The 25,389-nt window shown below is 73.8% G+C and carries 25 protein-coding genes; 10 read left to right on the top strand and 15 right to left on the bottom strand.

What is annotated here, in order from left to right; genetic code table 11:
• Positions 1 to 124: 124 nt before the first annotated feature.
• Positions 125 to 1,411 carry a glutamyl-tRNA reductase gene (locus OVA02_RS02180; RefSeq protein WP_056044137.1) on the top strand — a complete coding sequence of 429 codons (1,287 nt, stop codon included), beginning with the start codon at positions 125 to 127 and terminating at the stop codon, positions 1,409 to 1,411.
• A 55-nt stretch (positions 1,412 to 1,466) separates the two neighbouring features.
• Positions 1,467 to 1,874, top strand: coding sequence for an NUDIX hydrolase (locus OVA02_RS02175; protein ID WP_056044139.1), 408 nt, complete (start codon positions 1,467 to 1,469; stop codon positions 1,872 to 1,874).
• Positions 1,875 to 1,921: 47 nt separating this feature from the next.
• On the opposite strand, the gene OVA02_RS02170 is transcribed toward OVA02_RS02175, so the two are convergent.
• Positions 1,922 to 2,827, bottom strand: coding sequence for a serine hydrolase (locus tag OVA02_RS02170; protein WP_267659138.1), 906 nt, complete (start codon positions 2,825 to 2,827; stop codon positions 1,922 to 1,924).
• Positions 2,828 to 2,832: 5 nt separating this feature from the next.
• Complete coding sequence (locus OVA02_RS02165; RefSeq protein WP_056044144.1) at positions 2,833 to 4,797, bottom strand: M13 family metallopeptidase; 1,965 nt, start codon at positions 4,795 to 4,797, stop codon at positions 2,833 to 2,835.
• Between the two features lie 118 nt (positions 4,798 to 4,915).
• On the opposite strand from OVA02_RS02165, the gene OVA02_RS02160 reads away from it, so the two are divergent.
• Positions 4,916 to 6,181, top strand: coding sequence for a uracil-xanthine permease family protein (locus OVA02_RS02160; RefSeq protein ID WP_200413058.1), 1,266 nt, complete (start codon positions 4,916 to 4,918; stop codon positions 6,179 to 6,181).
• 32 nt (positions 6,182 to 6,213) lie between these two features.
• Positions 6,214 to 7,548, top strand: coding sequence for an MATE family efflux transporter (locus tag OVA02_RS02155; protein WP_267659137.1), 1,335 nt, complete (start codon positions 6,214 to 6,216; stop codon positions 7,546 to 7,548).
• Positions 7,549 to 7,596: 48 nt separating this feature from the next.
• Here the strand turns inward: OVA02_RS02155 and OVA02_RS02150 are convergent, their stop codons facing one another.
• Positions 7,597 to 8,676, bottom strand: coding sequence for a LacI family DNA-binding transcriptional regulator (locus OVA02_RS02150; RefSeq protein ID WP_267659136.1), 1,080 nt, complete (start codon positions 8,674 to 8,676; stop codon positions 7,597 to 7,599).
• Between the two features lie 64 nt (positions 8,677 to 8,740).
• A complete protein-coding gene (locus OVA02_RS02145; protein WP_159828314.1) occupies positions 8,741 to 9,403 on the bottom strand; it encodes a hypothetical protein in 663 nt (220 codons plus the stop codon).
• 135 nt (positions 9,404 to 9,538) lie between these two features.
• Here OVA02_RS02145 and nucS point away from each other — a divergent pair, with 135 nt between their 5' ends.
• The 4 genes from nucS (at position 9,539) to OVA02_RS02125 (ending at position 12,629) form a co-directional block, all read left to right on the top strand.
• Positions 9,539 to 10,234 carry an endonuclease NucS gene (nucS, locus tag OVA02_RS02140; protein ID WP_056044151.1) on the top strand — a complete coding sequence of 232 codons (696 nt, stop codon included), beginning with the start codon at positions 9,539 to 9,541 and terminating at the stop codon, positions 10,232 to 10,234.
• Between the two features lie 161 nt (positions 10,235 to 10,395).
• Entirely contained in the window at positions 10,396 to 10,629 is a 234-nt protein-coding gene (locus OVA02_RS02135) for a hypothetical protein (RefSeq protein WP_173153976.1), read from the top strand.
• A 24-nt stretch (positions 10,630 to 10,653) separates the two neighbouring features.
• Positions 10,654 to 11,331, top strand: coding sequence for an HAD hydrolase-like protein (locus tag OVA02_RS02130; RefSeq protein ID WP_056044155.1), 678 nt, complete (start codon positions 10,654 to 10,656; stop codon positions 11,329 to 11,331).
• Positions 11,328 to 12,629, top strand: coding sequence for a CynX/NimT family MFS transporter (locus OVA02_RS02125; protein ID WP_267659135.1), 1,302 nt, complete (start codon positions 11,328 to 11,330; stop codon positions 12,627 to 12,629). The genes OVA02_RS02130 and OVA02_RS02125 overlap by 4 nt, the downstream gene beginning before the upstream one ends.
• 51 nt (positions 12,630 to 12,680) lie before the next feature.
• On the opposite strand, the gene OVA02_RS02120 is transcribed toward OVA02_RS02125, so the two are convergent.
• Positions 12,681 to 13,589, bottom strand: a complete 909-nt coding sequence (locus tag OVA02_RS02120) for an SDR family oxidoreductase (protein WP_267659134.1) — start codon at positions 13,587 to 13,589, stop codon at positions 12,681 to 12,683.
• 250 nt (positions 13,590 to 13,839) lie between these two features.
• On the opposite strand from OVA02_RS02120, the gene OVA02_RS02115 reads away from it, so the two are divergent.
• Complete coding sequence (locus OVA02_RS02115; protein WP_056044161.1) at positions 13,840 to 14,754, top strand: cation diffusion facilitator family transporter; 915 nt, start codon at positions 13,840 to 13,842, stop codon at positions 14,752 to 14,754.
• Between the two features lie 114 nt (positions 14,755 to 14,868).
• Here OVA02_RS02115 and crcB read toward each other — a convergent pair whose 3' ends face one another.
• Genes crcB through OVA02_RS02100 form a run of 3 tightly spaced genes read right to left on the bottom strand, consistent with a single transcriptional unit; the run spans position 14,869 to position 16,212 of the window.
• Positions 14,869 to 15,246, bottom strand: a complete 378-nt coding sequence (gene crcB / locus OVA02_RS02110; protein WP_192125089.1) for a fluoride efflux transporter CrcB — start codon at positions 15,244 to 15,246, stop codon at positions 14,869 to 14,871.
• Entirely contained in the window at positions 15,243 to 15,680 is a 438-nt protein-coding gene (locus tag OVA02_RS02105) for a fluoride efflux transporter FluC (protein ID WP_267659133.1), read from the bottom strand. Before OVA02_RS02105 ends, crcB begins: the two co-directional genes overlap by 4 nt.
• A gap of 13 nt (positions 15,681 to 15,693) precedes the next feature.
• Positions 15,694 to 16,212: a universal stress protein gene (locus tag OVA02_RS02100; protein ID WP_267659132.1), complete on the bottom strand. Its 519-nt coding sequence runs from the start codon at positions 16,210 to 16,212 to the stop codon at positions 15,694 to 15,696.
• A 94-nt stretch (positions 16,213 to 16,306) separates the two neighbouring features.
• On the opposite strand from OVA02_RS02100, the gene OVA02_RS02095 reads away from it, so the two are divergent.
• Entirely contained in the window at positions 16,307 to 16,990 is a 684-nt protein-coding gene (locus tag OVA02_RS02095; RefSeq protein WP_267659131.1) for an SOS response-associated peptidase, read from the top strand.
• Between the two features lie 81 nt (positions 16,991 to 17,071).
• On the opposite strand, the gene OVA02_RS02090 is transcribed toward OVA02_RS02095, so the two are convergent.
• The 7 genes from OVA02_RS02090 to OVA02_RS02060 are packed head-to-tail and all read right to left on the bottom strand — an operon-like array spanning position 17,072 to position 25,144.
• Positions 17,072 to 17,653, bottom strand: a complete 582-nt coding sequence (locus OVA02_RS02090; RefSeq protein ID WP_173153985.1) for a hypothetical protein — start codon at positions 17,651 to 17,653, stop codon at positions 17,072 to 17,074.
• A complete protein-coding gene (gene eccCa, locus OVA02_RS02085) occupies positions 17,650 to 21,597 on the bottom strand; it encodes a type VII secretion protein EccCa (protein ID WP_267659130.1) in 3,948 nt (1,315 codons plus the stop codon). Before eccCa ends, OVA02_RS02090 begins: the two co-directional genes overlap by 4 nt.
• Complete coding sequence (locus OVA02_RS02080; RefSeq protein ID WP_267659129.1) at positions 21,594 to 22,580, bottom strand: hypothetical protein; 987 nt, start codon at positions 22,578 to 22,580, stop codon at positions 21,594 to 21,596. The genes eccCa and OVA02_RS02080 overlap by 4 nt, the downstream gene beginning before the upstream one ends.
• Positions 22,577 to 23,374 (bottom strand): hypothetical protein, encoded by a 798-nt coding sequence (locus OVA02_RS02075; protein ID WP_267659128.1) that lies wholly within the window; start codon positions 23,372 to 23,374, stop codon positions 22,577 to 22,579. Before OVA02_RS02075 ends, OVA02_RS02080 begins: the two co-directional genes overlap by 4 nt.
• Positions 23,296 to 23,898 (bottom strand): EsaB/YukD family protein, encoded by a 603-nt coding sequence (locus OVA02_RS02070; protein WP_267659127.1) that lies wholly within the window; start codon positions 23,896 to 23,898, stop codon positions 23,296 to 23,298. The genes OVA02_RS02075 and OVA02_RS02070 overlap by 79 nt, the downstream gene beginning before the upstream one ends.
• Positions 23,895 to 24,224 (bottom strand): hypothetical protein, encoded by a 330-nt coding sequence (locus OVA02_RS02065; RefSeq protein WP_267659126.1) that lies wholly within the window; start codon positions 24,222 to 24,224, stop codon positions 23,895 to 23,897. Before OVA02_RS02065 ends, OVA02_RS02070 begins: the two co-directional genes overlap by 4 nt.
• Positions 24,221 to 25,144 carry an FHA domain-containing protein gene (locus OVA02_RS02060; protein ID WP_267659125.1) on the bottom strand — a complete coding sequence of 308 codons (924 nt, stop codon included), beginning with the start codon at positions 25,142 to 25,144 and terminating at the stop codon, positions 24,221 to 24,223. The genes OVA02_RS02065 and OVA02_RS02060 overlap by 4 nt, the downstream gene beginning before the upstream one ends.
• Between the last annotated feature and the right edge of the window lie 245 nt (positions 25,145 to 25,389).

Genomic DNA, 25,389 nt, shown 5'->3' with positions numbered 1-25,389 from the left:
CCGGCGGCCGGAATGCGGCCCCGGGCTCCGTTGTTGCAAGCTGCAACCGTCGTGTGGCATTCCCGGCCACTCGACGTCGAGTCAACGCCCAGCCGAAAACGCCGATCAGAGTTAGGATCACTCAGTGCTCATCTGCCTCACGGCGTCCCACCAGAACGCCAGCTTCGACCTCCTCGAGAGGCTGAGCATCGGCGCACCCTCGGCGGCGGGCACCCTGGTCGACGGCAGCGACTTCGTCAGCGGCGCGGTCGTGCTCGCGACCTGCAACCGGTTCGAGGCCTACCTCGACGTCGACGAGCCCCTCACCGCCGGCAGCGCCCTGGCCGTCGAGGCCACGATCGAGACCATGAGCACCGCCAGCGGCGTCGAGCCCGACGACCTGCGCGACAGCGTCCGGGTCATCACGGGCGACGAGGTCGTCGAGCACCTGTTCGCCGTCAGCTCGGGCCTCGAGTCCGTCGTCGTCGGGGAGGACGAGATCTCGGGCCAGGTGCGCCGTTCGCTCGAGCGCGCCCGCCACGACGGCACCACCTCGCGCGACCTCGAGCGCCTCTTCCAGAAGGCGTCGCAGACCTCCCGGGGCATCAAGAACCAGACCAACGTCGGAGGCGCGGGCCGGTCACTCGTGCGCCTCGCGCTCGAGCTGGCGTCCTCACGGGTGACCGACTGGTCCGAGGCGCGCGTCCTCATCGTGGGCACCGGCCAGTACGCGGCCACCACCGTCGCGGCACTTCGCGACCGTGGCGCCGACCAGCTCGCCGTCTACTCGGGTTCGGGCCGCGCCGAGTGGTTCGGCCTCAAGCACGCCGCGACGCCGTACGACGACCTCGCCACCGCCGTCGCCTGGAGCGACGTGCTGATCACCTGCACCTCGACCACCGAGCCGGTCGTCACCCGCGACGTCGTCCTCCCCGGCGGCCGCCGCCTCGTGATCGACCTCGGGCTGCCCCGCAACGTCGACCCGCTCGTCGCCGGCGTCGAGGGCGTCGAGCTGCTCGACCTCGAGACCATCAGCCTGCACGCGCCGCTGCCCCAGCTCAGCGCGGCCGACGACGCTCGAGCCCTCGTCTCGTCCGCGGCCGCGGAGTTCCAGGCCGTCGCCGCCGAACAGTCGCTCACGCCGTCCGTCGTCGCGCTGCGCAAGCACGTCTTCGACCTGCTCGACGCCGAGATCGAGCGCGCGCGGTCGCGCGGGGACTCGTCCGATCGCACCGAATCGGCCCTGCGACACCTCGCCGGCGTGCTGCTGCACACCCCCTCCGTCCGGGCGCGCGAGCTGGCCCGAGAGGGCCGGGGCGACGAGTTCCGCGACGGTCTCGAGGCGCTCTTCGGCGTGACCGACGGGCGCCGCGCCTCCTCGTCGTCGCCGTTGCGCGCGGTCGACGACGAGCGTCAGGCCTCGGCGGGCTGATCGCCCCCGGACGCCGGTGCACCGGGCCGACGTCGTCGTGCCCGAGGATGGCCTGATGGACACCATCGTCGTCAGCGCGCTCGCCCTCGTCCGTGACCGTCGGATGCTGATGGTCACCGCCCGCGGCCGTGACGTGCTGTACCTGCCCGGCGGCAAGCTCGAGGCCGGCGAGACCGCGGCCGAGGCGCTGGTCCGGGAGTCGCGCGAAGAGGTCGGCGTCGAACTCGACCCGACGACCGTGGCCGAGCTCTTCACCGTCGTGACGCAGGCGCACGGCGAGCCCGAGGGTCGGCAGGTCGCCATGACGGTCTTCGCGGCCGAGCTCTCGGCGACGAGCCCCGAGCCCGCGCCCGCCGCCGAGGTCGGCGCGGTCCACTGGGTCACCTCGGCCGACGCGGGCCGGTGCCCGCCGGCCGGTGTCGCGACGCTCGAGCGCCTCCGGGGGCTCGACCTGGTCGACTGAGTCGGCGCGGGGGCACGGCCGGGCCGCGGCTCGGTGCGGCACCCGGCTCAGTGCACGTACTCGAGGGCGTCGGTGCCCACGGCCCGCAGGGCCTCGAGCGCCCGGAGGCGGTGGGCGAGCGTCAGGTCGTCGAACGTGACGATCACGCAGTACGCGACGCTTCGGCGCGGCCCGCGGAGCACCCCGAGCTCGGAGCGCACCCCCGGGTCGCCACCGGTCGTGTGGACGATCTGCAGGTCGTGGTCGAGCCGCCGGTGCCCGAGCGGATCGAGACCGAACGGTGCCGCGACCAGCGACGTGTCGGCGCCCAGCGACAGCCAGCCGAGCACCCGGTTCGACACGGCCCGGTCGACGACCTCGCCGCGGGCGAGGGACACCATGAGGCCGCCGAGTTCGTGAGCCGTGCCCACGGCGAGCGCGGGCGCGTCGTCGGGGCCGCGCGACGACCGGGTGACGTCGAGGAGGGCGGTCTTCGTGAGACCGAGCGATTCGCCTCGTGCCCGCACGGCGGCCAGGCCCACCCGAGAGATGAGCGCGTCGATCGCCGCCCCGTCGCGGAAGGCCCCGACGAGCGTCGCCGCGTCGGTCACCGGGAGGCTCGTCCGGCGGAGGTAGGGCCAGAGGCCACCGGGCCCCTGGTCGCCGGGGTCGCCCGGCCGGTCGAGTTCGTCGAGGGGGCGGAGCGTGCCGTCCTCGATGCGGGCCGACACCTCGACCAGGAGCAGGACGGCACCGAGCTGCCCCACCGGCAGCGCCACGTGCTCGTCGACGCTCAGCAGGTCGGCCCGCGAGTCGAGGTCCCTGACCGAGGCCGAGACCTGCCCACCCGCGAGCGCCAGGTCGCCCAGGGCGGCGAAGGACGCCGAGAACGACTCGAGCGCGCGCCCGCCACCGTGGCGCGCCTCGTGGTCGGCGCCGTCGCCGTTCTCCCGTCGAGCCCGACGGCCGGGCACCTGACCTACCAAATGGTGACGCGCTCCTCGGCCGGCAGCCACAGCGCGTCGCTCTCGGTGACGCCGAACGTCTCGTAGAACTCGTCGATGTTGCGCACGATCTGGTTGCACCGGAACTCGTTCGGCGAGTGCGGGTCGATCGAGACGAGACGGATCGCCTCTTCGTCGCGCAGCTTGATCTGCCAGGCCTGGGCCCAGCTCAGGAAGAACCGCTCGGCGCCGGTCAGGCCGTCGATCACGGGCGGCTCGCTGCCGTCGAGCGAGATGAGGTAGGCCTTCCAGGCGATCGAGAGCCCGCCGAGGTCGCCGATGTTCTCGCCGATGGTGAGGGCGCCGTTGACGTGGTGGTCGGGCACCTGCTTCGGGGCGAGGGCGTCGTACTGCGCGATGAGCGACGAGGTCAGCTCCTCGAACGCCTCGCGGTCGGCGGGGGTCCACCAGTCGGTCAGCTTGCCGTCGCCGTCGTACTTCGAGCCCTGGTCGTCGAAGCCGTGGCCGATCTCGTGGCCGATGACGGCGCCGATGGCTCCGTAGTTGGCCGCGGCGTCGCGCGTCTCGTCGAAGAACGGGAACTGCAGGATCGCCGCGGGGAACACGATCTCGTTCATGCCCGGGTTGTAGTACGCGTTGATGGTCTGCGGCGTCATGAACCACTCGTCGCGGTCGAGCGGCTGGCCGATCTTGCCCAGCTCGCGGTCGAAGCCGAAGGCGGCGGTGGCCCGCACGTTGCCGACCAGGTCGGCGGGGTCGATCGACAGGGCCGAGTAGTCGCGCCATTTCTCGGGGAAACCGATCTTGGGCGTGAACTTCTCGAGCTTGTCGAGGGCCCGGGCTCGGGTTTCGTCGGTCATCCACTCAAGGCCCGTGATGCTCTGTCGGTAGGCCTCGACCAGGTGCCCGACGAGGACGTCCATCGCGGTCTTGGCCTCGGGCGCGAAGTGCCGCTCGACGTAGATGCGCCCGACGGCCTCGCCGAGGGCGCCCTCGACCAGCGAGACACCGCGCTTCCAGCGGGCGCGCTGCACGGGGGTGCCGGTGAGGGTACGACCGTAGAAGCCGAAGTTCGCCTCGACGAAGGGCGTCGACAGGTAGGCGGCCATGGAGCGGACGATCTGCCAGCGCAGCCAGTCGCTCCAGGCGTCGAGGCGGTCGTCGGTCAGCAGCGAGGCCAGTCCGGTCACGAACGACGGCTCGCGCACGACGAGCTCGTCGAAGACGCCGGCCGGGCCGCCCACGGCGTCCCGCCAGGCCGTGAGGTCGACACCCTCGGCGAGCGCGTCGAACTCGGCCCAGGGCAGCAGGTTGTAGGTCTTGTCGCTGTCGCGGGTGGCGACGTTGCTCCAGTGGTGCGTGGCGAGGGCGGTCTCGAGCCCGACCACGCGGTCGGCGCGGGCCGAGGCGTCGTCGAGGCCGGCGAGCCCGAGCATCTGCTCGACGAACGCCCGGTAGGCGGTCCGCACCGACTCGAACTTCTCGTCGCGGTAGTAGGACTCGTCGGGCAGGCCGAGGCCGCCCTGCTCGACGAAGACGACGTACCGCTCGGGGTCGCCCGGGTCGTTGTCGACGAAGAGCTGGACGAAGCTCGGCATGCCCTGCTTCTCGAGCGAGCCCAGGAGGCGCGTGAACGAGGTCACGTCGGTGACCGTCTCGACCTCGGCCAGGAGCGGTTCGAGGGGTGCGGCGCCGAGCGCCTCGATGCGCTCCTCGTCGGTGAAGCTGGTGAAGAGGTCGCCGACCTTGCGGGCCTCGGTGCCGGGCTCGGCGGACTGGGACTCGACCACGATCTCGCGGACGGCCTTCTCGGCCTCTTCGGCGAGCAGGTAGAAGGAGCCGTAGCGCGCCTTGTCGTCGGGGATCTCGGTGCGGTCGATCCACGCGCCGTTGACGTGCCGGAAGAGGTCGTCCTGCGGGCGGACCGCCGGGTCGAGTTCGTCGGTCTGGATTCCGCTGCTCAGTGCGTCGCTGGTCATGCCCGTCAGCCTAGGTGAGGCCCCCGACGACGGGCCGGGCCGGACCCGCTGCGGCCCGGGCTGACGAGGCCGTCCCAGGAAACACGGAGGAAACGGCACCCCCAGTACAGTTCTCGACATGGCACTCCCCTGGGCACTGCACGGCGACGGCAAGACGGTCGACCCGACCGAGATCGTGGCCCCGGAGGAGCGGCTCAGCTGGCCGCGCACCATCGGCCTCGGCGGCCAGCACGTCGTCGCGATGTTCGGCGCGACCTTCCTCGTGCCGATCATCACCGGGTTCCCGCCGAGTACGACGCTGTTCTTCTCCGGCATCGGCACCCTGCTCTTCCTCGTCATCACGAAGAACCGCCTGCCCAGCTACCTGGGCTCGTCGTTCGCCTTCCTCGCCCCGATCGCGGCCGCCACCGACGTGGGCGGCATCCCCCTCGCGCTCAGCGGCATCATCGTCGTCGGCGCCCTGCTCGCGGTGATCGGCCTGGTCGTGAACCTCGCGGGCACCCGCTGGATCGACGCCCTGCTGCCCCCGGTGGTCAGCGGCTCGATCGTCGCCCTCATCGGCTTCAACCTGGCCCCGGCCGCCCGCGACAACTTCGCGCTCTCGCCGGGCATCGCCCTGATCACGCTCGCCGCGGTCGTGCTGAGCGCCGTGCTCTTCAAGGGCCTGCTCGGCCGCCTGTCGATCTTCGTCGGCGTCGTCGTCGGCTACGTCGCCGCCGTGATCGCGGGCGCCGTCGACTACAGCGCCGTCGCGGCCGCGCCGTGGGTGGGCCTGCCGACCTTCACGGCCCCCGCCTTCGACCTCGGGCAGCTGCCGATCTACCTCGGCTTCCTGCCCGTCGTGCTCGCCCTGATCGCCGAGAACGTCGGCCACGTCAAGGGTGTCGGCCAGCTCACGAAGCGCAACCTCGACCCGCTGACCGGCCGGGCACTCTTCGCCGACGGCCTCAGCACGGTGCTCGCCGGCCTCGGCGGCGGCTCGGCGACGACCACCTACGGCGAGAACATCGGCGTGATGAGCGCCACCCGCATCTTCTCGACGGCCGCGTACTGGATCGCCGGCGTCGTGGCGATCCTGCTCGGGCTGTCGCCCAAGATCGGCGCCGTCATCTTCACCATCCCGCCGGGGGTGCTCGGCGGCGTCACGACGGCGCTCTACGGGCTCATCGGCGTGATCGGCATCCGCATCTGGGTCGAGAACAGGGTCGACTTCAGCCGCCCGAAGAACCAGCTGACCGCCGGCGTCGCGCTCATCATGGGCATCGCCGACTTCACCCTGGCCCTCGGGGGCGCGAGCTTCGGCGGCATCATCCTCGGCACGGTCGCGGCCATCGTCGTCTACCACCTCATGTCGGCCGTGGGTCGGGCCCGGGGCACCGACTGACGGTGGGACGCCGCCGCGGCGAGCCGTCCCCGGTGACGACCTCGCGCCTCCGTTCGCCCTGGGACCGACGCATCGTCGCCCTCGCGGCGCCGGCGCTCGGCGCGCTGATCGCGGAACCGCTCTTCCTCCTTACCGACACCGCGATGGTCGGGCACCTGGGCACGGTGCCCCTCGCCGGGCTCGGCATCGCGAGCGTCGTGCTGCAGACCGCCCTCGGCCTGCTGATCTTCCTGGCCTACGCCACGACGCCGACCGTGGCCCGACGGCTCGGCGCGGGTGACCGGCCCGGAGCGATCCGCGCCGGCGTCGACGGGCTCTGGTTCGCGCTGCTGGTCGGGGTGGTGCTCGCCGGGGTCGGGGCACTCGTCGCCCGCCCCCTCGTCGGCCTGTTCGGCACCGAGCCGGCCGTCGTCGACGCGGCGGCGACCTACCTGACCGTGTCGATGCTCGGCCTGCCCGGCATGCTGCTCGTGATCGCGGCGACCGGACTGCTGCGCGGCCTGCAGGACACCAGGACGCCACTGGTCGTCGCCACGGTCGGCTTCGCGGCGAACGCGGGCCTGAACGCGCTCTTCCTCTACGGCTTCGGCTGGGGAATCGCCGGCTCGGCCGCGGGGACCGTCGTCGCGCAGTGGGGCATGGCCGCCGTGTACGTGGTGATCGCCGTCCGTGCCGCGCGGGCCGTCGGGGCTCCGCTGCGTCCGGGTCTGGCCGGCGTCGGTCGCACGGCACGCTCCGGCGCGTGGCTGCTCGTGCGCAACGCGTCCCTGCGGATCGCGATGATCGCGACCGTCTGGGCCGCCGCCTCCTCGGGGGTGACCGGGCTCGCGACGATCCAGGTCGCGCTCACCCTGTTCAGCACGCTGGCGTTCGCCCTCGACGCGCTGGCCATCGCCGGCCAGGCCCTCGTCGGCCACGCGCTCGGTCAGGGCGATCGCGAGGCGGTGCGCGCCGTCACCCGTCGGCTGATGCTGTTCGGGGTCGGCGGCGGTCTGCTGCTCGGCGTGCTGCTGGCCGCGGTCTCGCCGCTGCTCGCACCCGTCTTCAGCGGCGACGACGGGGTGCGCGACCTGCTGCCCCGGGTCGTGCTGGCGATGGCCGTGGGCATCCCGCTGGCCGGCTTCGTCTTCGTGCTCGACGGCGTGCTCCTCGGCGCCGGCGACGCCCGCTACCTCGCCCTCGCCGGCGTGGTCAACACGGTCGTCTACCTCGCGATCCTGATCCCGCTGGAGGCGCGGGTCGGGCCGGACGCGCGGGGCACGGTCGCCCTGTGGCTGGCCTTCGGCCTGGGCTACATCGGCATCCGCGCCGTGACGCTGGGCCTCCGGGCGCGGTCGGACCGCTGGATGGTCGTCGGCGCCGGCTGAACCCGGGGTCGTGGGTCGGCGTCGGCGAGGAGGCGTCGGGGTCGGGCGTCAGCGCGCGGGCGGACCCGTGGTCGAGCCGGGGCGGAAGACGCTCGTGAACGTCGTGCCCTCGACGGGGTCGCCGGCGAGGAGCGCGAGCACTGCGCGACCGGCCGCGCGGCCCTTCTCGACGGCGGGCTGGACGACCGTCGTGAGGTCGGCGGCGCGCGGGTCGTCGAGGCGCACGCCGTCGTAGCCGACGACGCTCAGGTCGCCCGGCACGGACAGCCCCAGGTCGTCCGCCGCCGCGATGACGCCCGACGCGAGCAGGTCGCTCTGGGCGACGATCGCCGTCGGCCGCTCGGCCTCGGGCACGTCGAGCAGGCGCAGGCCGGCGCGGTGCCCCTCGCTCGTCCAGCTGCCGCGGGTGGCCAGGCCGCCCACGCCCGGGAAGACCTCGCGGGTGCCGCGCAGCCGCTCGAGGGTCGGCCAGGAGGTGCCCCGGGCCACGCGCGCGTCGGTGAGCTCGTCGTCCCCGTCGCCGCTCGACCGGCCCGGGCCGAGCTCGAGCGCGACGACGGCGACCCGTCGGTGGCCGAAGTCGTGCAGGTGCTGCGCCAACAGGCGGGACGAGCCCACGTTGTCCTCGGCGATGTCGAGCACGCCCTCGGTCGGCGGGGCCTCGATCGAGACCACCGGGATGCCGCGCCGACGCATGATCGACACGGACTGGTCGAGGCGGGTGCTGCAGCCGAACAGCACGACGGCGTCCACCGGGGCGTCCAGCAGGCGGGACCGCTCGCCCGCGGTCTCGGTCAGCAGCAGCAGCGAGTTGTCGGCCGGCCCCGTGACGTCGGCGATGCCGTCGAGCATGGCCACGTTGATCGGGTCGCGGAAGGCCGTGCTGAGGGTGGACTCGAGGACGGCGCCGACGATGCCGGAACGCCCACGCCGCAGCGACCTCGCGCGGGGGTCGGGCCCGGCGTAGCCGAGTTCGTCGGCGGCGGCGAGCACCCGCGCGCGGGTCTCGTCCGAGACGGGGCCGGTCCCGCTGAAGGCCAAGGAGGCGGTGCTCGCGCTCACCCCGGCGACCCGCGCCACCGACGCGAGGGTCGGCCTCGCGGCGACGTCGCCCTCTGCCCGGCTCATGCTGCCGCAGCCTAGCCGACGGGGCCGGACGGCCTCCGGGTGAGCGGTGACGGTCGGTGCGGCGTCAGTCGACGGGTCGCACGGGCGGTTCGTCGACGCCCAGGGCCGTGACGTAGTCGGACGCGAGACCGGGCAGCTGTGTCCAGTCGCCGTAGTGCGCGGCGGCCTCCATCAGGTCGACGATCGCGCCGCGGACGGTCTCGCCGAGGGCGGGCCGCATGTCGTGCACCGCGACGGCCCTCGCGCTGCAGAGGATCTCGAGCGGCAGCAGCAGGTCGTCGCGCACGTGCTGACGGGCCGCCGGCGAGAGCACCTGCACGATCGCCCGGACGAGGTCGAGGAAGTGGGCGACGTCCGCGGGCAGGGCCAGCCCGTGGGCCGTGCAGGCCGGTCGGCGCACGGCGGGCTCGGGGACGTCCTCGAGCGACGTCGCCGTCGTCGACGCCACGGAGACCATGCGGACCAGGTCGCGCAGCAGCACCTCGTTGAACCGCCGGTGCCAGACGACGACGTGGGCACCGCTGAACGGGGCGCGCACCACGACCTTCATGCGCCTCAGCTCGAAGAGGGCGAGGTGCACCTCGCCGGGGGTGACCCGGTGCTCGCGCACGATGGTGTCGACGTCGAGGGAGTCGCCGGGCGCGTAGCGCGCCGTCGCCAGGTCGACGAGCAGCAGCTCGGCCGTGTCGTGGGTCGTCGTCCGCAGCGGCCGGGTCGTGGCGGGCATCGGGTGGGGCATCGTTCCTCCTGGAGGCGTCTCGGTGGCCGTCCTGCCGACCATCTGTCATGAATGTATTTCACATATGCATACTTGTCAACGAGGGGCCCCTGCCGCGTTCGCGCCGCCCCGTAGGATCGTCGGGTGCGCCTCGTCATTGCCCGTTGCTCGGTCGACTACGCCGGTCGACTGTCCGCCCACCTGCCCCTGGCCACGCGCCTCCTGATGGTCAAGAGCGACGGCAGCCTGCTCGTCCACTCCGACGGGGGCAGCTACAAGCCCTTGAACTGGATGAGCCCGCCCTGCACGATCCGCACGGTCGAACCCGACGACGACCAACGCGAGGCCGGCGTCGTCGAGCTGTGGAAGGTGACCCAGGCCAAGACGGCCGACCTCCTGGTGGTGTCGATCCACGAGGTGCTGCACGACTCGTCCCACGAGATGGGCGTCGACCCGGGGCTGACCAAGGACGGCGTCGAGGCCGACCTGCAGAAGTTGCTGGCCGAACAGATCGAGCTGCTCGGCGAGGGCCACACCCTCGTCCGCCGCGAGTACATGACCGCCATCGGGCCGGTCGACATCCTGGCCCGCGACGCGAAGGGCGCCGCGGTGGCCGTCGAGCTGAAGCGGCGAGGCGACATCGACGGGGTCGAGCAGCTCACGAGGTACCTCGAGCTGATGAACCGCGACCCGCACCTCGCCCCCGTGACCGGGGTGTTCGCCGCGCAAGAGATCAAACCGCAGGCCCGCACGCTGGCCCACGACCGGGGCATCCGCACCCTCCTGCTCGACTACGACGCCATGCGCGGGCTGGACGACTCGCACTCCCGCCTCTTCTGACGCCGGCCCACGAGGGTGCGGGGCCACGCGGGTGCGGGCCCACGCGGGTGCGGGGCCGCGCAGGTGCGGGCCCACGCGGGCGCAGTGAGACGAACCCTTGTGATACTCACATTTCAGGGTTATATTTCTGCTACGACCCCCATCGACCGCAGGAGCAACCCGTGACCTCACCGATCTTCGACACCCTGGCCGCCGAACGCGAGGCGACCCCCGTCTTCCGGTCCCTCGCGAGCAGCCGCGACGTCCGCCACCGCCCGTTCGACGCGACGCGTCGGAGCCCGACCGCGACCGCGACCGCGAAGACGAGCACGACGAGTGCGGGTGCGAACGCGACGGCGATCCGGGACGCCGTGTCGGCCGTCGCGACCTGGCCGCTCCGAGCGGTCCCCTGCTGACCCCCGATCCGTAAGCTGGGGGTGATGACTCTCCCCTACACGGCCGTCCTCTACGACCTCGACGGCACCATCGCCGACTCGGCGCCCGCGATCACCGCCAGCCTCGCCCACACGATCGGCGAACTCGGCCTGCCGGTGCCCTCGCCCGCCGACCTCATGGCCTGGGTCGGACCGCCCCTGCCGCAGAGCTTCGAGGTGCGCCTCGGCCTCGACGGCGAGCGCCTCGTCGACGCCATGCGGCTCTACCGCGCGCACTACCTGGCCCACGGCGCCCTCGAGGGCGAGGTGTTCCCGGGGGTGCCCGACCTCATGGCGGCCGTGCACGCGGCCGGCATCCCCACCTCGACCGCGACCTCGAAGCCCGAGACCCCGGCCACGGCCATCCTCCGGGCCCACGGCCTCGACCGCTACCTCGACGTCATCACCGGCGCGTCCGACGACGAGGTGCGCAACACCAAGGCCGACGTCGTCGAGGAGGCCCTGAAGCGCCTGCGCGCCCGCGGGGCCGACCTCTCGCGGCCCGTCCTGCTCGGCGACCGCCACCACGACGTCGAGGGCGCGGCCGTGCACGGCGTGCCCACCATCCTCGTCGGCTGGGGCTACGGCGAGCCCGAGGAGTACGTCGGCGCGGTCGCCGTGGCGGCGGACGTCGACGAGGTGGCCGACCTGTTGGGCGTCTCCCTGCTGCGCGGCGCCGCGTGACCCGGGCCGCGGCCGCGGTGCGGTCGCCCGCCGCCTGGTTGCTCACCCTCGCGATCGTGCTGATCGCCCTCAACATGCGCGGGCCGATCGTGGCCCCGGCCCCCGTGCTCGACCAGATGAGCGCCGACCTCGGCCTCACGGCGGTCGTCGCCGGGCTGCTCACCAGCATCCCCGTGCTCTGCTTCGCCGTGGCGAGCCCGTTCGCCTCGGCCCTGATCGGCCGGATCGGCGCCGAGCGCGCCGTCACGCTGGGGCTCGCCGGCGTGCTCCTCGGCACGCTGCTGCGCACGGCCGGCGGCACGGTCTGGCTCTACGTGGGCACGATCGTGATCGGCGTCGCCATCACGATCGGCAACGTCGTGCTGCCCGTCGTCATCCGTCGTGACTTCAGCCCCGAGCGGGCCGGCTTCGTGACCGGCATCTACACCTCGGCCCTCAACGTCGGGTCGATGATCACCTCGCTCGCGACGGCCCCGATCGCCTCGGTCGTCGGCTGGCCCCTCGCCCTCGTGACCTGGGGGCTGCTCGCCGTCCTGGCCGCCGTCGTCTGGTCGATCGCCGTCGGCCCCCGCGTCGCGGTGCGGGGCGGCAGCGTGGCCGTGGTGCCGGGGTCGCAGGCCGACGTCGACGACCGGCACCGCGCCTCCTCGGCGGCCGACGTCTTCACGGGCGGCATCGACGTCGTCGAGCCCGGCGAGGCCGAGGTCGACGCGCGCGAGCGCCGACGCAGCGCGACCCCGCTGCTGCGTCGGTGGACGACCTGGGGCCTGACGCTGGCCTTCTCGGGGCAGGCGTTCGGCTACTACGGGCTCACGGCCTGGATGCCCACGCTGCTGCGCGACGAGGTCGGCCTCACCCGCGAGGCGGCCGGGGCGAGTTCGTCGGTCTTCCAGATCCTCGCGGTCGTGGGTGCGCTCGGGGTGCCGTTCCTCGCCCTGCGCGTGCGGCCGGCGGTCGTCATCGGGCTGATCGCCGTCTTCTGGTCGGCCATGCCGCTCGGCCTGCTCTTCGCTCCCGAGCACTGGCTGCTCTGGTCGATCTTCGGTGGGGCCGCGCAGGGCGGCGGCATCACGATCATCTTCATCGTCATCGTGCGCATGGCGTCGACCGACGTCGAGGCACGACGGCTGTCGGCCCTGGTGCAGGGCGGCGGTTACGCGATCGCCGCGCTCGGGCCGCTCGCGATCGGCGGACTGCACGACGTCAGCGGCAATTGGCAGATCCCGATGATCGGCGTCGCCGTGGCGGTCGTCGTGCTCGGCGTCAGCGGCGTGCTGTCGTCGCGACGCGTGCCCTGAGCCGGCCGAGCCGCCAGCCGGGCCGACGACCGGGCGGCCTCCCGGGCCGGGTCAGTGCTGGACGCCTCCGGCGAAGAGCACCTCGAGCGTCAACGGGTCGCGTCCGGTCAGGTCGCGCACGGACGACGTCACCTGCGCCACCTCGCCCGAGGCCATGGACGTGTAGGTGCTGACCCAGGCGTCCGCCTGGAAGGGCTCCGGCTCGAAGACGCGGCGTGACTCGTAGGCTTCGTCGACCGTCTCGTCCACGAAGGTGAACGACCGTCCGCCGAGCGCGGTGAGGCGGGCAGCCGCCTCGGTCAGGGTGAACGCCTCCGACCCGGTGAGGTCGTAGGTCGCCCCGGCGTGCGACTCGTGGTCGAGCAGCACGACGGCCGCCACCGCCGCGACGTCGGCCCGGGCCACCGCCGCCACGCGCCCGTCACCGGCCGGGCCGCGGATGACGCCCTGCTCGTCCGCGAACAGCGGGATGAAGTCCAGGTAGAAGTTGTCCCGCAGGAACGTGAAGGCCAGCCCCGACTCGCGGATGTGCTGCTCGGTCGCGAAGTGGTCCCGCCCGAGCGTGAACACCGACTCGGCCGACGCACCGGCGAACGACGTGTAGACCACGTGCCGCACGCCCGCCTCGACGGCGGCGTCGACGAAGGCGCGGTGCTGGTCGACGCGGTCGGGGGCCTCGGCCGCCGACACCATGAACAGCGTCTCGACCCCGCGCAGGGCCTCGACGGAGGCCGCCCGGTCGCCGTACGTGGCGACGGCGACCTCGGCCTCGGCCCCGTCGAGTCGGGGTGCCCGGGTGGCGTCGCGCACGACGAGCCGCAGCGGGACGCCCCGCTCGGACAGGTGCGCGGCCACGATGCCGCCCACGGCGCCCGTCGCACCCGTCACGGCGACGAGGGACGAGGAGGCGCGGGCGGGTTCCCCGAGGGAGGCGGAGGAGGTCTCGGTCGAGTCGGTCATGCCTCACTGAACCATGCGCGGTGGGGGCGGCTCCCAGGCGGGGCCGACCCGCGCCTCCTCGTCCGCCCGGTGGGCCCCGATCGGCGTCGTTGCAGGGATCGAGACTCGTTATCGACTGCTCGGATCGGTGGCCGTCGCCGACGGGCGCCGGTAGATTCGACGCCGGCCCGGAACGCCGGCGGACCGACCCGCCGGGCCGGATCAGGGCCCCGATCCCCACCCCACCCCTCCATCCCGACGAGAGGCGCCCATGGGCCACGACCACGGACACGGACACGTCGCCGCCGACGGACGACGGCTCCGCCTCGCGATCGCGATCGTCGCCCTCGGTCTCGTCGCCCAGCTGGTCGGCGCCTGGCTCTCGGGCTCTCTGGCGCTGTTGGCCGACTCGGGGCACATGCTCTCCGACCTGGCCGGGTTGGTCATCGCCCTCGTGGCCACGATCGTCGCCGCCCGACCCGCGAGCGGCCGACAGACCTACGGCTACCGCCGGGCCGAGGTCTTCGCCGCCTTCGTCAACGGCCTCGTGCTGCTCGCCGTGTCGCTCTCGGTCGCCGTCGCCGCCGTCTCCCGTCTCGTGGCGGTCGACGGGCACGAGGTGCTCGGGCTGCCGATGCTGGTCGTCGGCCTGGTCGGCGGGGCGACGAACGTCGCGGCACTGCTCGTGCTGCGGGGCGGGGCGACGCACTCGATCAACATGCGCGGCGCCTACCTCGAGGTGCTCGGCGACCTGCTCGGCTCGGCGGCCGTCGTCGTGGCCGCCGTCGTCGTGCTGACCACGGGCTTCACGCAGGCCGATTCGGTCGGGTCGCTGATCATCGCGGCGATGATCGTGCCGAGGGCCTGGTCGCTGCTGCGCGAGGCGATCCGGGTGCTGTTCGGCTCGGCTCCGGGCGACATCGACCTCGAGTCGGTCCGCACGCACATCGGCGACACCCCGGGCGTCGTCTCGGCCCACGACGTCCACGCCTGGCAGATCACCAGCGGGGCCACCGTCTTCTCGGCGCACGTCGTCGTCGAGCGCGAGGTGTTCTGCGACATGAAGGTCGACGAGACCCTGGACGCCCTCGACCGGTGCCTCGCCGCCCACTTCTCGGTCGAGCACGCGACGTTCCAGCTCGAGCCGGCCGACCACGCCGGGCACGAGCGCGAGACGCACGCCTGACCGGGCCCCCTTCCCCCGGAGGCGCGGGTCGAGTGGGCAGAACGGGTCCCTCACCAGCCGCGGAAGGACCAGATTTCCCCACTCGGCGCGCCTGAGGCCCGGGCGACGAGCCCGTCAGGCGAGCGAGCCGAGCCACAGCCCGAGGGAGGCGACGCCCACGCACGCGACGAGCATGCCGAGGCCGTTCGCGACCGCGGCCCCGCGTCGCCCGGCCGCCAGCAGTCGCACCGTCTCGACGCTCGCGGTGCTGAACGTCGTGTACCCGCCGAGCAGCCCGGTGCCGAGCACGGCCTTCCACTCGGGCGCGACGACCGCCTGCAGGGCGAGGCCGGTCAGCACCCCCAGCGCGAACGAGCCCGACACGTTGATGACGGTCGTGCCCCACGGGTAGGCGGAGCCGAGGCGGTCCTTGACGAGCCCGTCGACGACGAACCGGGTGGCGGCACCGACCCCGCCGGCCACCGCGACGGCGACGACGAGCAACGGGCTCACGAGGCGCGCCCCGCGAGACGAGCGCCGACCCGGATGCCGGCCGCGGCGGCGAGCACCCCGAGCACCAGGCTCAGCAGCCCGTAGAGCACGGCGACGGGGAGGTCGCCCCCACCCGCCCCGGCGAGCGCCGCGGTCTCGGTCGCGAGCGAGCTGAAGGTCGTGAACCCGCCGAGGACGCCCGTCCCCAGGAGCAGTCGGAGCCGGCGACGCCCGCCCTCGTCGGGCCCGGAGCGCAGCAACCGCTCGAGCAGGACGCCGAGCACGAACGCCCCGACCACGTTGATCGCGAAGATCGCCGTGTCGAACGCCCCCCACGACGGCACCACGAGCGTGATCCCGACCCGTGCGGCCGTCCCGAGGGCGCCACCCAGGGCGACGAGGGCGATCAGGGACGGACGGAGGTGCGGGGCACGGGGGCGCGCGGCACCCGTCACCGGCGGCCTCGCGTCACAGTTCGTCCTCCCACGGCAGCGTCTGGCTGCGGGGGACGGGGGCGAGCGGCACGACGACGACCGGCCGGTGCTGACGGTGGCTGAGGTGCAGGGCGACCGAGCCGGCGAAGAACTCACGGACGCTGCCCCGCAGGCCGGCCTCGCGGCTGCCGACGACGATCAGCGGGGCGTCGAGCTGCTCGGCCAGGTGCGACAGGCACCGGGCGGGGTCGCCGGCGACGATCGAGGTGCGCAGCTCGACGCCGCGAGCCGAGGCGACCGGCCGGAGCCGCGCCTCCAGGTCGGCGTCGAAGGACAGCGTCTCGGTGTAGTCGTCGGGGTCGAGGGGGTACGACAGGACGGTGCCGTCGATGCCCTCGGCGAAGGCGAGCCGGTCGGGCTCGACCGAGACGCAGAGCAGACCGGTGCCGAAACGTGCCGCCAGGTCGGCCGCGGTCGCCACGACGGCCTCGCCCGAGTTCGCCACGACGCCCGCGACGACGAAGCCGCGCGCGGGGTTCTGCTCGTCGGACATGGTCACCACCCTCTCACCGTGTCGCCGTCCCACGCGGCGCCACGGCCACAGTGAACCACCGACACGCCCCTCCGCGGAAGAGCAGACTGTCGGCATGTGCGGTCGCTACGTCGTTGCCCGGGCCACGTCCGATCTGCTGCCGAGCCTGCTCGACGGCCTGGGGCCCCTGCCCGACGACTTCAACGTCGCGCCGACGACCGTCGTGCCGGTCGTCCGGGAGCGGCACGGCGAGAGGCAGCTGCCCGGTGCCCGGTGGGGCTTCGTGCCGTCGTGGTACCCCGACCTGAAGAAGCGTCCGCAGCCGATCAACGCCCGCATCGAGACCGTGGCGACCAGCGGCATGTTCCGTCGGGCATTCGCGACCAGCCGGTGCATCGTGCCCGCACAGGGGTACTACGAGTGGGTCGTGACCGAGACCGGCAAGCAGCCGCACTACGTGCACCAGCCCGACGCCGGGCTCGCCATGGCCGGCCTCGTCACCGCGTGGCCCGATCCCGCGAAGGACGAGGACGACCCCGACCGTTGGGTGCTCTCGACGACGATCATCACGCGCGACGCCCACGTGGCACCGGGCGAGGTGCACGACCGGATGCCGGCCTGCCTCACCCCCGACTCGTACGACGACTGGCTGGGCGACGGCCTCGACGCCGACGAGCTGCTCTCGCTGCTCGACCGGGACTCGTTCGAGGTCGCCCACGACCTCGTCCAGCACGAGGTGAGCCGCGATGCGAACAACGTCCGCAACAACGGCCCTCACCTCATCGAGCCCCTGCGCTGACGCCCCTCGGACGAGGAGGCGCGGCTCGCGTCCCGTCCGGAGGCGCGGCTCGCGTCCCTTCCGGAGGCGCGGCTCGGCGCCTCAGCGCGCGTCGCGGTGGCTCGCCAGGCGTTCGCGCAGGTACGACACGAGTTCGCCCTGGGCCCGTCGGGACTCCCGCGTCAGCCGGTTGAGCGGAACGCGCCCGCCCGCCGCGAGGGCGGGGTCGCGCGGGACGACGACGAGCGAGCGACGGCCGAACTCGTTCTGCAGCGCCTCGCTCGAGCGCGTGGTCCGGTGCTCGCCGAAGACGCCGACGACCACGAGCATCACCCGGCGCAGGCCGCCGACCCCGTGCCGCTCGCGGATGCGGGCGAGGACCCGTTGGGCGTCGGCGAAGCCGACCGGGGTCGTCGGGGCCACGACGACCCCGAAGACGCTCGTGTCGTCGAGCAGGTCGAGGAGTGCGCCGTCGGCGTGGGCGCCGAGGTCGTGCAGGGTCAGCTCGTGGTCGACCCGCGGCGCGTCGTCGCCCCCGGTCAGCCGGGTCCCGAGGTCCCCGCCCGAGTGGTCGATCAGCCGGGGCACCGACTCCCCCGAGAGCTGGGTGAAGAGCAGGGCCGTGACCGTCGTGGTCCCGACGCCCCCGGCGACGCCCGCGACGACGACCGTCCGGCCGGTCACGAGCCCGCTCCGGCGACGTCGGCTCGTCCGTCGGCCTCGAACCGGGCCACCTGGACGATGCGCGGCGCCTGGCCGCGACGGACCAGGCGGCCTCGACCGGCGGTCATCTGCTCGGCGTAGACCTGCGGCACGATCGGTCCCTCGCTGCGTTCGCCCGACATGATGAACGACGACCCACCCGTGTCGCGCAGCGTCTGCAGCGCCGGGTCGTAGAGCGCCCGCGCCGAGCCGGCGACCGGCCTGCTGATCAACACGTGCAGCCGGAGGTCGCGGGCCGAGGGCAGGAAGGGCAGCAGCGGCTTGAGGGGCTCGGTGCCCCCCGAGGCGACGATGTCGTAGTCGTCGATCACCACCACGATGCGCGGACCGGAGTCGCGGTCGCCGGCCTGGCGCTTGGCGAGCTCGTCGGCCACGGCGACGGCGAGCGCGCGGGCGTCCGTGCTGGTCGAGGCATGACCGCCGAGGTAGTCGTCGGGCACCTCGGCGACCAGGTCGCCGCGGAGGTCCATCAGGGCCACGACGAGCTCGTCCGGGGTCGCCCGGTCGACGAAGCCGCGCACCAGTCCGCGCAGCAGGGTCGACTTGCCGGCCTTCGAGTCGCCGAACACGAGCAGGTGCTGGTCGGCACCCGGATCGAGGGCGACCGGCTGCATCGTGTCCTGCCGCAGGCCGAACGGGATCGCCTCGGGCTCGTCCAGCGCGTCGGGCAGCTCGTCCGGCGAGAGCTCGGTGGGCAGGAGGCGGATCGGTGCCGCCGCGGGGCCGTTCCAGCTCGACGCCGACCGGCGGGCGAGGGCCTCGAGGGCGTCGCCGACCTCGTCGTCGTCCGTGTCGTCCAGCACCGGCAGCGCCACCTGCGCGAACAGGTTGTCGTCGGTCAGGGCCCGACCGGCCTGGTCGGCCCGGATGGTCTGGGCCAGCTTGCGACCGATCACCGAGTCCGCCGGATCGTTCAGGTGCAACTCGACCCGGGTGCCGACCAGCGGTTGCTGCGCCATCCGCAGTTCGTTCCACCGCGTCATCCCGAGCACGACGTGCAGGCCGTAGCTGCCGCCGCGCAGCAGCAGGTCGCCGAACGCCGTCTCGAGCTCGACGAAGTCCCCGCGCAGCTGGCCGGTGCCGTCGACGACGAGCACCACGTCGGCCGAGATCAGCTCGGGCACCTCGCCCGCGGCGTGCAACCGACGCAGCATGGCCAGCGAGTCGATGCCGTGGTCGCGGAACACGCGCTCCCGGGTCGTCAGCATGGCCGCCAGTTCTTCGAGCAGGCGCAGGAGGCGGTCCTTGCTCGCCCGCGTGGCCACGCCACCGACGTGCGGGAAGCCCTCGATCCGGCCGAGCCCCCCGCCCGTGAGGTCCATGCCGTAGATGCCGACCTCCTGCGGGGTGTGCGTCAGGGCCAGCGAGGCGACGAGGGTGCGGAGGAACGTGCTGCGTCCGGTCTGCGGCGCCCCGATCACGGCGACGTGCCCACCGGCCCGGGCGAGGTCGAGCAGCCACGGGTCCTGTCGCTGCCGCGCCGGGTCGTCGAGCAGTCCCATCGGCACCCGCAGGCCGCCGGCCTGGTCCGCTCCGACCACCCGCGAGAGCGCGAGCCGGTCGGGCAGGGGCGGCAACCAGACGGGGTCGACGTCGGTGCCACCGCCCATCAGGCGGTCGACGGCCTCGTCGATGACGGCGCGACCGACGTCGGGCCGCGAGAGCTCGTCCTCGCCGCCGTCGTCGTCGCCGCCCGCGATGCCGTTGAAGGTCGGCAGCAGGAGTGCGGTCGGCCGCACGTCGTCGCCCGCCAGCGAGCGGGCGGCCTCGGTCGGCAGGGGGCCCGACACGTAACCCGCGCGGAACCTCCGGTACACCGAGGTGTCGACCTTGAGGAAGCCGAACCCCGGGACCGCGGGGAGGTGGAACGCGTCCGGCCGGTCGAGCACGATCGAGCTCTCGGCCTCGGAGAAGGTCCGCAAGCCGATCCGGTACGAGAGGTAGGTGTCGAGGCCCCGCAGCTTGCCCGCCTCGATGCGCTGGCTCGAGAGCAGCAGGTGCACGCCGATCGACCGCCCGATCCGACCGATGGTGAGCAGCAGGTCGACGAACTCGGGCTCCGCCGTGAGCAGCTCGCCGAACTCGTCGATGACGACGAACAGGTGCGGCATCGGCGGCAGCTCCGGGCGACCGACGCGCATCTCGCGGTAGTGGCTGATGGACGACGCGCCCCCGGCGTCGCGGAGCTGCTCCTGACGCCGGACGACCTCGCCCTGGATGCTGACGCGGGCGCGTTCGGTGAGCTGCGCGTCGTCGGCCAGGTTGTCGATCAGCCCGGCGACGTGGGGCAACCCCGCGAACGGAGCGAACGCCGCGCCTCCTTTGTAGTCGACGAGGACCATGCTGAGGTCGTCGGGCGAGTGCGACAGGGCGAGGCCGAGCACGAGCGTGCGCAGCAGCTCGCTCTTGCCCGAACCGGTCGCGCCGATGCAGATGCCGTGCGGGCCCATGCCGAGCTGCGCGGACTCCTTGAGGTCGAGCAGGACCGGCGCCCCGAAGTCGTCGATGCCGATCGGCACGCGCAGGAAGTCCCGCGGCGAGCGCGGCGTCCACGCGGTCGCCGGCGTCAGCGTCGTCACGTCGTCGATGCCCAGCAGGTCGGTGATCTCGACGGCCTGGGCCGAGTCGACCTCGTCCTGCCTGCTGAGGCTGAGCCGCAGGGGGGTGAGCGTGCGGGCGACGGCCTCGAACAGCTGCGGGGTCGTGGCGTCGATCGTCGCCGTCTGCACGCGGACCTGGCCGTCGTCCTCGACGCGGGCGTCCGTCACGACCGCCTCGTCGCCCTCGACGGTGATGCGCAGGGTGACGTCGGACGGCTCGTGCAGGCGGTCGCTCAGCAGGTGGACGGTCGTGACGCCGAGGTCGGTCAGCGAGAGGTCGGCGTCGGGCACCGGGATGCTCGAGGCGACGTGCCCCCAGTCGTCGACGAAGACGACGAGGCGCGATCCCTCGGTGCGCGCCGTGGTGCCGATCGAGCGCTTCGTCGTGGCGGCCTCTTGTGCCCGGTCGCCCAGTTCGCCGCCGATGACCGAGAGCAACGAGGAGGCGCTGGTCGCGACCCGTCGCGCCGGCACCGGTCCGTCGTAGAGCGAGTCGTCCACGGCGTGCGGGACGAGGTCGAATCCGCGCCAGTCGTCGGCCGCGCTCTCGGGGAACGCCGCGGCCAGGTGCACGTCGTCGGGCGAGTGCAGGGCGGCGAGCTGCAGGATCATCGAGCGGGCGACCCGCAGCGCGGACTCGCGGTCGCCCAGCACGGCGACCGACCCGGCTCGGTCGAGGTCGACCGTGATGGGCATGCCCCGCACGGTCGAGAGGTGCTCGACCACGGACTCGGCCTCGCTGGCCATGATCGGGTCGAACGGCTGCACGGGGTTCGGGTCCTCGGGGACGGACATCGGGAACCAGGTCAGGTCGCCCTCGCCGATCCGCACCGAGAGGAAGTCGTCGTGCTGGCGGCGGCGTTCCCAGAGTCGCGCGGGGTCGCGCACCAGCTCGAGCAGGGCGGCGGGTTCGGGGTCGAGCACGGCCGCCGTCGCCCGGACGGCCCGGGCCTTCGTGCGCATCCGCGAGCGCAGCCGCTCGAGGAAGTCGAGGTAGCGCTCGCGCTGCAGGCGCCGCTGCCGCGCCGCGTTGCCCCGCTGGCTGAGGGTGACCGCGAGGCCGCCGACCAGGGCGACGATGAGCAGCACGGCGCCGACCAGCAGGAAGAGCGGGTTCGAACTGCCGCGGTAGACGACGATCATCACGACGCTCGAGAGGGCGCCCACGACGGGGAGCAGGGCCTGCACGGGCACGCCGCCGACCTTGCCGTCGGCCAGCTGGGGTGGTGGGGTGATGTCCTCGTGCTCGGCGGGCTGGACGGGTCGCGTGATGCGCGTGGGCCGGTGGACGAGCTTGACGGTCATCGTCGCGCCTCCTGGTCGTCGGCGATCGCCGGGCGGGCGTCCCGCCCGCGGGCCTGGCGGCGTTCCGAGGGGCGACGTTCCGACGGGCCGGGAGCGGCCGCCGACGGGGCCGGGCCGGGATCCCCGACGGGCGGGGCGCCCCTCGGGACCGACGGGGCGTCGAGGGGCAGCAGGGCGGCGGCGAGGCGGGCGTAGGCGATGCGGGTGCGCGTGCCCAGTGCGGCGCTCGACACCGGCCGACCGCCGGAACGGGCCGCGTCGTAGGGCACGCGCACGACGGGCACGGTGGGGTCGTCGCCGACCGTGACGGGGGCCGCGCGACCGGCGTCGCCGACGTCGACCAGGGCGATGACCACGTCGGGCCGGTCGGGGTGGTCCTTGATCGCGGGCACGAGGGCCGCGGCCTCCTCGGCGGCGTGGCGATCGGCGCGGGCCACGATGCAGACCGTCCGGCTGGCCGACACCACGTCGGTGAGGTCGGCACGCCAGTCGCGCACTCCCCAGTCGGTCACGACGAGGTCGAAGAAACGGCTGATCGGGGTGACCTCGTCGAACCAGCCCGCCGCGGCGGCCACGGCACGGGACTCGCCCCGGGGGTCGAGCGAGAGGGCGTAGAGGCCGGAGGGCGTGCGGGGCAGACCGTCGACGGCGTCGACCGACCGGTGTGCCGTGCGCCTCCGCGAGCTCGGTGCCGCGCTCGAACCGACCGGCGCGCCGGCCTGCCACAGCATGCCGCGGGGGCCGCGCGACGCGTCCACACCGAGGACGAGCCCGGGACGGCGACGGGCGAGCAGGGCGGCGACGTAACCGGCGGTCGCGCTCGCCCCGGCTCCGCCCCGTGCCTGCACGAAGCCGATGCGGCGCGACACCGGCAGCGGCCGCCGGACGATCTCGTCGACCGTCGTCACCTCGTGCACCCGGGCGCTCACGCTGCCGAGCAGGGCCAGCGGCGCCGACCGGACGAACGCGTCGAAGGCGCTCACGAGAAGGCCCCGAGCAGGTCGGCGTAGACGCCGAACACCCCGAGCAGGACGGGGAGCAGGGCCACGACGCCGAGGGCCTCGACGGCGTTGCCCACGCGGCGCAGCGAGGCGCGTTGGTGGGCGACCGGGTCGACGCCGCCGGCCACGACCGCGACCACGACCCCGGCCGCGAACAGGACGACCACGAGCCACCCGGGAGCGAGCGGCTGCACGAGCAGACCGCCGAGCAGGCCGATCAGGGCGGCGGCCCAGAGCACCCAGCCCTGGGCGGCGATCGGCAGGGCCCGGGTGCGGGCCGCGACGACGAGCACCACGGCGACCCCGAGACCGACCTGCCAGAGATCGGCCGACCCGACGGACGAGACGGCCGTGACGGCCACGGGCCCCGCCACCGCGAAGGTCGACCAGGTCAGGGTGCGGTAGGCGTCGCCGACCGTCAGCAGCACCTCGTCACGACGACCCCGACGTCCGTCGACCACCTGGTCGTCGAGACCGGTCAGGCCGGAGGCGCTCATGGCGAACCAGGGCAGCAGGCCGCAGACGACGACGGCGAGCACGGCGCCGACGCCCACGGCCCCCGCGTCCTGGACGCCGAGGGACCGCAGCACGATCGGCACGGCCCCGAGCACGACGCCGAGGACGCCGCCCCACCACGCCGACCGGGAGCCGAGACCGGCGCCCGCTCCGAGCGCCAGCGCGACCCAGGCGAGCACGATCACGGCGAGCGCCACGTCGACCGGCGGCAGCTCGAGGGCCGGGACGGCCCCGAGCACGACCGCCAGGGGGCCGCGCACCCCAGGGCGACCGAGGTCGCGGCGACGGCGAGCCAGCGGCCGCCGAACCGGCCGGACACGAGGGCCACCACGACGGCGAACCCGTAGACGATCGCGAGCGTGCCGACGGGCTCGACGTCGGACGCCCTGGCCAGCACCGTCGAGAGGGCCAGCGAGAGCAGTCCGATCGCGACGGCCGCCGTCGCCGTGCGCGACCGTCGCGTCCACAGGCCCGGTCGGCTGGCGAGCGACTCGGCGAGCACGTCGGTGACGTCCGCGACCTCGGGCGGCGGGGGCGCGGCGTCCTCGCGCAGCAGCCGGAGCAGTTCGCCGTCGACGATGCGCTGTTCGGCGACCGACAGAGAGGTGTCGAGCTGCTCCCCCGTCGAGCGGACGAGGGTCAGCGGGCGCGACACGGCACCGGGACGCTCGTCGAGGAGCTCCATGAGGCGCGGGATCAGACCACCGATCGGCTCGTCGGCGGGCACGACCATCTCGGCCTTGCGCGCCGTGCCGACGATGGTCAGCCGGGTGTAGTCGGTCATCGGGGCTCCGTCGTGGGGGTGGGGTCGGGGACGTCGGTCGACGCGGGAGAAGGCGACGGCGAGCCGGTGACCGGCACCGCGCCTCCTGACCCTCCGGTGGTCTGCGACTGGGCCGCGCGCTGGTCGGCCAGCACCGAGAGCACGAAGGACGTGCCGGCGCAGCCCGCGCAGGCGACCGCCGCGATGACCAGGCTGACGATCAGCCGACGGACGTTGTCGTTGACGAGCCGACGCTCGTCGAGTTCGCCGAACAGGAGGGCCGAGACCAGGCGGGCGCGGTGCGTCTTGACGGTCTCGAGCAGGACGACGTCGCGGTCCCCGCTCATGCGTCCACCACCCCGGACGGTTGGACGGTGAGGGTCCGTTCGCCGAGCTCGACGACGTACCCCGGTGCGGCCGGCCCGCGCAGGCCCGCCACGAGCGGCTGCCGCGTCCCGTCGGGCGCGACGAGCGAGGACCCGTTCGTCGACCCGAGGTCGGTCACCCACAGCACGGCCCCCTCCCACGCGAAGAGGGCGTGGGTCTTGGTGAGGCTGCGGGCGAGGTCCGCCCAGGCGAAGACCGGGTGCTCCTCGCCCTCGCGGTTGACCGGGGCGCGGCCGATCAGCAGGGTCGACTCGAGGTCGAGGCGTTCGCCGCTGTCGAGCTCGAGGACGATCGACGGCGCGGTGGTCGTGGGTCGGCCCTGGCCCGTCCGACCGAAGGTGTTCTCGTCGGGTCGTCCCGCGGCGTCGAGCGGGTCGGTCGGGTGGAGCGGCAGCGGGGCGGAGGCCGCAACGGGGAGGGCGGGCCTCTGCACGAGCGGGGGCGACGACGTCATGGGGTCCCGGCCACGCCGCAGGTCGACCGTCACCGCCTGACGACGGATGCTGAAGCGCCCGCGGCGGTCGACCCTCAGCACGGCCGGCGGGCGACCGGTCAGGTCGTCCACCGTGCGCAGGGACAGGACCAACCGGCCTACCGAGCGCCCTCCGCCCACGTAGAGCACCACGTCGAGCAGCACGAAGACCAGGGCGACCACCACCACCGCGATCTCGACGGGCACGGGGACGAGCGCCGCGCCGGCCGTGGCGGACGAGGCGCCCGTGGCCACACCGACGACGAGGACGCCGAACAGGACGAGGGGCACGCCCCAGTCGATGGCGACCGCACCGCGACGCCGCGACGGGGTCGCCGTCTGCACGCCCGCGAGCAGTCCCGAGTAGGTGCCGATGGCGCTGCCGGTCGCCGCCGAGACGATCCGCACACCGCACCAGAAGCACCAGGTCGCGCCCGCACCGAGCGGTTGTCCGCAGCGTCCGCAGCTTCGCGCGCCGACCAGTGCGCCCACGGTTCCGCCTCTCGCCTGCGGGGTGCCGGACCAGGTCGTCGAGACCGACGAGGAGCGACCGCCCGCGTCCCCGGAGCGCACGATCGGCCCCAGGCTAGCCGACCCCACGTCCCCCGGTGAGACACCCGTTCCGGGGCCGTCACCCACCCGTCCCCCGCCTC

It is taken from the genome of Frigoribacterium sp. SL97, from assembly GCF_026625765.1.
In the GTDB taxonomy this organism is placed as follows: Bacteria; Actinomycetota; Actinomycetes; order Actinomycetales; family Microbacteriaceae; genus Frigoribacterium.
Note: the sequence above shows the minus strand (reverse complement) of the source record. Positions and strands in the feature narration are given on the sequence as shown.

Excerpts from the sequence above, each read along its gene's own strand:
- OVA02_RS02175 (WP_056044139.1), top strand. The coding sequence starts at position 1,467 with ATGGACACCATCGTCGTCAGCGCGCTCGCCCTCGTCCGTGACCGTCGG.
- OVA02_RS02165 (WP_056044144.1), bottom strand. The coding sequence starts at position 4,797 with ATGACCAGCGACGCACTGAGCAGCGGAATCCAGACCGACGAACTCGAC.
- OVA02_RS02160 (WP_200413058.1), top strand. The coding sequence starts at position 4,916 with ATGGCACTCCCCTGGGCACTGCACGGCGACGGCAAGACGGTCGACCCG.
- OVA02_RS02150 (WP_267659136.1), bottom strand. The coding sequence starts at position 8,676 with ATGAGCCGGGCAGAGGGCGACGTCGCCGCGAGGCCGACCCTCGCGTCG.
- OVA02_RS02145 (WP_159828314.1), bottom strand. The coding sequence starts at position 9,403 with ATGCCCGCCACGACCCGGCCGCTGCGGACGACGACCCACGACACGGCC.
- OVA02_RS02130 (WP_056044155.1), top strand. The coding sequence starts at position 10,654 with ATGACTCTCCCCTACACGGCCGTCCTCTACGACCTCGACGGCACCATC.
- OVA02_RS02120 (WP_267659134.1), bottom strand. The coding sequence starts at position 13,589 with ATGACCGACTCGACCGAGACCTCCTCCGCCTCCCTCGGGGAACCCGCC.
- OVA02_RS02115 (WP_056044161.1), top strand. The coding sequence starts at position 13,840 with ATGGGCCACGACCACGGACACGGACACGTCGCCGCCGACGGACGACGG.
- OVA02_RS02100 (WP_267659132.1), bottom strand. The coding sequence starts at position 16,212 with ATGTCCGACGAGCAGAACCCCGCGCGCGGCTTCGTCGTCGCGGGCGTC.
- OVA02_RS02095 (WP_267659131.1), top strand. The coding sequence starts at position 16,307 with ATGTGCGGTCGCTACGTCGTTGCCCGGGCCACGTCCGATCTGCTGCCG.
- eccCa (WP_267659130.1), bottom strand. The coding sequence starts at position 21,597 with ATGACCGTCAAGCTCGTCCACCGGCCCACGCGCATCACGCGACCCGTC.
- OVA02_RS02070 (WP_267659127.1), bottom strand. The coding sequence starts at position 23,898 with ATGACCGACTACACCCGGCTGACCATCGTCGGCACGGCGCGCAAGGCC.
- OVA02_RS02065 (WP_267659126.1), bottom strand. The coding sequence starts at position 24,224 with ATGAGCGGGGACCGCGACGTCGTCCTGCTCGAGACCGTCAAGACGCAC.